The following is a 5,007-nucleotide window of genomic DNA, read 5'->3' as shown; positions in this document are numbered from 1 at the left end:
GAGGTCCGCTCCGCCAGACCACCCCAGCCGGCACCGGAGATGTTGGTCGACGACGCCCACATCCGACGAGCCTCGTCCTCGACCGTCTGAGCGTGCACATCGAAACGGCCCGCCATCGCACGCATCGCGTCCGGGTCGGTCATAAAACGACTTGCCATGATTTCTCTCCTTCTTGAAAGTCGTTGGGTATTAACGGTATTTGGGACTATCCAGCCGCTGCGGCGTTCGCGGCCTCGGTCTCGGCGTAGGTGTTGGCGCTGGCGTTCAGGGTCGCGACGAACGCCTGGTGGATTGCATCCGCCTGGGCGCTGATGGCCTGGTACATGTTGGCGTGCGCGGCGAACTGCGCAGCGGTCAGCGCCGAAACCTCGTCAGCCGCGGCCGGCACCACACCGGTGGTCGGCGCCGCCGCGGCGGCGTTCTGCGCGCTGAGCGACGAGCCGATGGCAGCCAGGTTGCTCGCGGCCGCGGTCAGCGCCTCGGGCTGGGTGTTCACAAAAGACATGGGGTTCTCCTCCAAGATTGTCGGCTCGGGGGCCAACGCTCACCGGCTGCGCCGGACAGTTGCTCCGTGACGACGTCGTAGCGGAGCGTGATCAACGCAAACTGGTATCAAGTACTGGAAACGGTGCCGGAGCGGGATCGGGACCAAACAGTCGCCGATTCCGGGCGGGCATTATCGCCGGGACACAACTTTCGTCCTCACCTCCTGACACCGACAGATACTGACTGGGGCGAGCAACGCGCCGCCCCCTTACCTGCGCAATGGTGGCATCGGTACCTCAGAGCGTCAACCCGGACAACCAGTCGCGACGCTGTGAATTGCCTGTATGCCGGCTGTTAGGGCAGGAGAATCAGGTCAGGAGGACTTCTTCTCGGCAACCGCCGCACTGAGTCCTTCGGCGAGGTCCTCGCTGGTCAGCTCTTTGAACTTGAGCAGCCATTCCTCGGTGAAATCCGTTACATCACCGGCGAGCACCGCGTCAAGTTCAGAATCATCGAGACGGAAACTCCGGTGGTCGCGTGCCTTCTCCACGACGTTGCGAACGAAGCCGGCGTTACCCAGCACGTCGATGCCGCGGATCAGGTCACCGTCTTCGGAGTAACTCTCGTCGGCGTAGAACCGGGTGTAGTGCGGCAGCAGTCCTGCCGCCGCCTCGTCGCTGATCACGTCCTCGTTCTCGGCGCCCATCATCTTGGTGAGTTCCACCAACTCCGGCGGGGTGTAGCTGTAGAACTCGATCACCGTCGAGAACCGGCGCCGCAGGCCCTGGTTCACCTCGAGCATCTTCTCCATGGCATTGGCGTAGCCGGCGCCGAAAACCACCAGCTCGTCGCGGTGATTCTCCATGTAGAGCAGCAGGGTGTTGATGATCGCGTTGCCGTAGGCGTCGCCCTGGCTGTAACCGCGTTCGTGCAGGGTGTGCATCTCATCGAAGAAGACCGCACCGCCCAGCGCGCCTTCGAGCAGCTCTTCGGTGTTCTTCTCGGCATCTGCCATGTAGCGGCCCAGCAGCTTGGACCGGTTGGTCTCCACCACCAGCGGCTTGCGCAGCACGGTCAGGCCGCACAGCTGCTTGGTGAAGGCGCGCGCCACCGAGGTCTTGCCGGTGCCGGGAGGACCGAGCAGCAGCGTGTGCCTCGACGTCACCGGAACCGGCAGTCCCATCTTGGCGCGCGCCAGATTCACCTTGGTGGTCGCCTTGATCAATTTGATCTCGCGCTTGGCCTGCTCCATACCGAGCATGGCGGCCAACTCCGCGTCGCCCTCGGCCAGATAGCGGGCGGCCTCCTCGGCATGCCGATCGGCTTCGGCCTGCTCACGCGTGGGTGCGCTGTCGGGGTCCCACGGGTCGGTGCGGGCCTCGATGGTCTCCGGGTCGGTCAGCACCAGCCGAAAGTCGGGATTGTCGATCGCCTCACGCGCAGGCGTGAATTTCGAGTCCCGCGAGTAGACCCGGCGCAGCAGCTCAACGGCCTCGTCCTCACGGCCGAGATGCCGCAGACACATGCCCTGGGTGTAGAGCGCGACGTTGGCCGCGGCCGGCAAGAGGTCGCTCTCGATCGCCTCCTGAGCACGTCGAGTCGCCTCCTCGAACACCCCCAGTGAAGCCAGCGCGGAGGTGGCCATCGCCGCCGCGGCCACCTTGAGCTCGGGTTGGCGCCAGGGCGCCGACGCGGGGAACTGCTGGAGCACATCGGGCCAGCGGCCGGTCCGGAAGTACAGCAGTCCGCGGATGTAGCTGACCAGTTCGGCCTCGAAGGGGTTCCGCGGCTCGATCTCATCGAGCAGCTTGGCCGCCTCCTCGTAACGCTTGGCCTCGGCCAGCGCCGCGGCGTAGGCAGCGGCCAGCGACTCCGGACTGGTGATCAGCACCCGCAGGAACATCCCGTCCGAAACCTCCGGACGGAACTCCAGGTCGGACAGGCCGAGTCGGCGGATCTCCCAGCCGAACGTGCGCACCGTCGACCAGGCGTTCGCCAGCACCTCGAGATCGGCGTCCCCGGCCAGCACGCGGGCCAGCCAGGCGTCGCACATGGTGGGGTCGATCGCGCTGGCGGTGGTGAACATCTGCAGCGCGACCTGCGGATTGTGGCTGGGCTGCAAGCCGTTGACCGAGATCCCGGAGGCCAGCAAGCCCGCAACCATCGCGTTGCGGGCGTCGCTAGTCGCCGGTCCGGTCACCCGCGCGCTCCAGCTGCTGCAGGCTTGTACTCCTCGATCACGTCGACCGACAGCGGCAGTTGCTCGCCGTCGAGCAGGTCGCGGCCCGGCACCGACATCCGCCGGTGGGCGGTGGGCGCAGGCAGGCTGGCGCAGACGGCTTCCAGCTGACGCCGGCCCACGAAGCGATTCAGCGCCGACCGCAGGTTCTGGCCGGGCTTGTCGGCAGTGTGGTAGCGGGCGATCACCGAGATCTCGCTGGTTCGGCTGCCACCGCGGGACAGCCGCACCGTCACCACTGTCGCATCGCTCTCCGGGTACCAGAGGTGTTCCAGATTCTCCGGATCGATGTCACCCGGCGACACCCAGTAGCTGGTGATATGGCCCTCCGGCCGTTTGCGGAACAGCCGGTGCCGCAATTGGGTCGCCTCCAGACCCGCGAGCACCGCCTCATCGACGGCGTCGAACTCGTCGGCGCGCAGCACCTGGGCGCTGAGCGAACGACCGGCGATCTCCTCGGCCAGGCGCTCGGTGGCGGCGGCCAGGGTGGCAGCCAGCGAGTCGCGGGTGGCGACGGCGTTGACGTTGCGTTGCGGGTCCATGCGCAGCACCACCCAGGTCTGGCGGCGGTCGGGCATCGACGGGTTCTCTTCGACGTCGGGGTCGTCGGCGGGCCGGGGATCCTTACGGGTTCCCACCGAGACCACATCGATGCTGTCCAGTCGCACGTCGAACTGGCGCAGTCCGGCGGCCAGGCGCTCCACCGGCAGGGTCGCCTCGGCGGTGCGGCCGTGCCGGCCGGTCACCGGCGCGGCTCGCCCACCCACGGCGATGACCGACACCAAGCGGCCCTCGTGTTCGCGGACCCCGACCGGCTCCCGCCCGAACTTGCGGTGATGATCGATGGCGGTGCCACGGCCGCGGTGCAGAGCCGCGTCCGGGTCGGTGAACTGGTCGGCCACCCAGGCACCCCAGATCGTGCTGATCGGCACCCGCCGGTAGGTGAGCAGCGCGATGAGCGCCACCACCACGGCCAGGCCGACGCCCGTCCACCAAACGTAGTCAGCGACCTTGGGGTCACCGGGCCAGCGACCGGCGAGGACCAGGATCCCCACGTCGATCAGAAAGACGGCGGTGACCCGTGTCCAAGACAGGTTCAGACCTAATGCGTGCTGTGCCTTCATCGGTTCCTTGATGATCGTCGCAGTGCTGCCACTCCCAATGCCACGCCGGCCGCGGCAAGCGCCGCCAGCAGCCCGGCTCCGGCCACCCAGGCCGGCGTCATGTCGCGCTCGGGCGGCATCGGCGGCACCTCCAGCGGTGCCGACAGCCGCTCCGGCGGCTGTGCCGGAACGTCGGGGACGTCCCAGGTCAGTGCCGCGACCGGGTCAACGATGCCATAGCCGACCACATTGTCGACCCCGCGCGCCGGTGGCCGGGCCGTGCGGACCAGCCTATTGATCACCTGGTGCGCCGACAGTTCCGGGTACTTGGCCCGTACCAGGGCCGCCACACCGGAGACGATCGCGGTGGAGAAGCTGGTGCCGGTCGGGACCAGCAGCGAGTTCTCCGGGCCATCGACGGCGTTCATCAGCCCGTCATCGCGAGGCGAGAGGCCCTCGATGTCGGTGCCGGGCGCGGCGATCGAAACCCAGGGGCCGGCCACACTCGTCTTGCTCATCGGTCGGCCCTGCGAGTCGACCGCGCCGACGGTCAGCACGTATTCGTCGTACCAGGCTGGTGTCACCACCGTGTTGACGCCGTTCCAGTCCCGCGGGTCGTCCGGGCGCATCGCGTTGTAGGTGGGGTTCTGCTTGCAGTCGCGCCAGCTGACGTCACCGGCGGCGGCGACGATCACCACGTTCTTCTCCACCGCGGCGTAGCGCACCGCTGCACCCAGATCTGCCTGATCGAGCATGCTCCGCACATTCATGCAGACGGCCGAGGAGATGTTGATGACCTGCGCACCCATGTTGGCGGCGTGCACGATCGCTCGCGCCATGGTCCGCATGCCCTCGGTCTTCTCCCGCAACTGCGGGTCCTGGCCGGCGCCGAACGGCTCCTTGGGGCCGAAGGCCGCGCTGTACTGCCGAATGGAGATCAGCTGCACGTCCGGTGCCACACCACTGAAGGCATCCGGTCCGTTGCCGGGCGGCGGGGCGCTCGGGGCCCGGAAGTCGACCGGAGCGGTCCGGGCCTGCCCGGAGAAACCGGCGGTCCGCACCACACCTGAGCTCGCACCGGTGTGCGCCGACGACTCTGCCGCGCCGGGTCCGGGCGCCGGTCCCGGAGCCGGTCCCTGCGGCGGCGCCGGTGGGGGCGGTGGCGGCGCCGCCGCAGGG

The 5,007-nt window shown here is 68.0% G+C and carries 5 protein-coding genes; all 5 read right to left on the bottom strand.

Annotated features, from left to right (window positions below; all coding sequences use genetic code 11):
- Positions 1 to 158, bottom strand: a 158-nt coding sequence (locus AWC18_RS19645; RefSeq protein ID WP_208858390.1) for a WXG100 family type VII secretion target, incomplete at its 3' end; no start/stop codon positions are given.
- 47 nt (positions 159 to 205) lie between these two features.
- Positions 206 to 505 (bottom strand): PE family protein, encoded by a 300-nt coding sequence (locus AWC18_RS19640; protein WP_064999354.1) that lies wholly within the window; start codon positions 503 to 505, stop codon positions 206 to 208.
- Between the two features lie 354 nt (positions 506 to 859).
- On the bottom strand, positions 860 to 2,650 hold the full coding sequence (gene eccA, locus AWC18_RS19635; RefSeq protein WP_109560148.1) for a type VII secretion AAA-ATPase EccA: 1,791 nt from the start codon (positions 2,648 to 2,650) through the stop codon (positions 860 to 862).
- Positions 2,651 to 2,682: 32 nt separating this feature from the next.
- A complete protein-coding gene (gene eccE, locus AWC18_RS19630) occupies positions 2,683 to 3,849 on the bottom strand; it encodes a type VII secretion protein EccE (RefSeq protein WP_085139826.1) in 1,167 nt (388 codons plus the stop codon).
- Positions 3,846 to 5,007 (bottom strand): type VII secretion-associated serine protease mycosin (gene mycP, locus AWC18_RS19625; protein WP_085139828.1); only part of this gene is annotated, 1,162 nt, incomplete at its 5' end. The genes mycP and eccE, both read right to left, overlap by 4 nt.

Origin of the sequence: Mycolicibacter nonchromogenicus (assembly GCF_002101775.1) — a bacterium.
Lineage (GTDB): Bacteria > Actinomycetota > Actinomycetes > Mycobacteriales > Mycobacteriaceae > Mycobacterium > Mycobacterium nonchromogenicum.
This window is presented reverse-complemented; position numbering and strand designations above follow the sequence as displayed.

Excerpts from the sequence above, each read along its gene's own strand:
- AWC18_RS19640 (WP_064999354.1), bottom strand. The coding sequence starts at position 505 with ATGTCTTTTGTGAACACCCAGCCCGAGGCGCTGACCGCGGCCGCGAGC.
- eccA (WP_109560148.1), bottom strand. The coding sequence starts at position 2,650 with ATGGTTGCGGGCTTGCTGGCCTCCGGGATCTCGGTCAACGGCTTGCAG.
- eccE (WP_085139826.1), bottom strand. The coding sequence starts at position 3,849 with ATGAAGGCACAGCACGCATTAGGTCTGAACCTGTCTTGGACACGGGTC.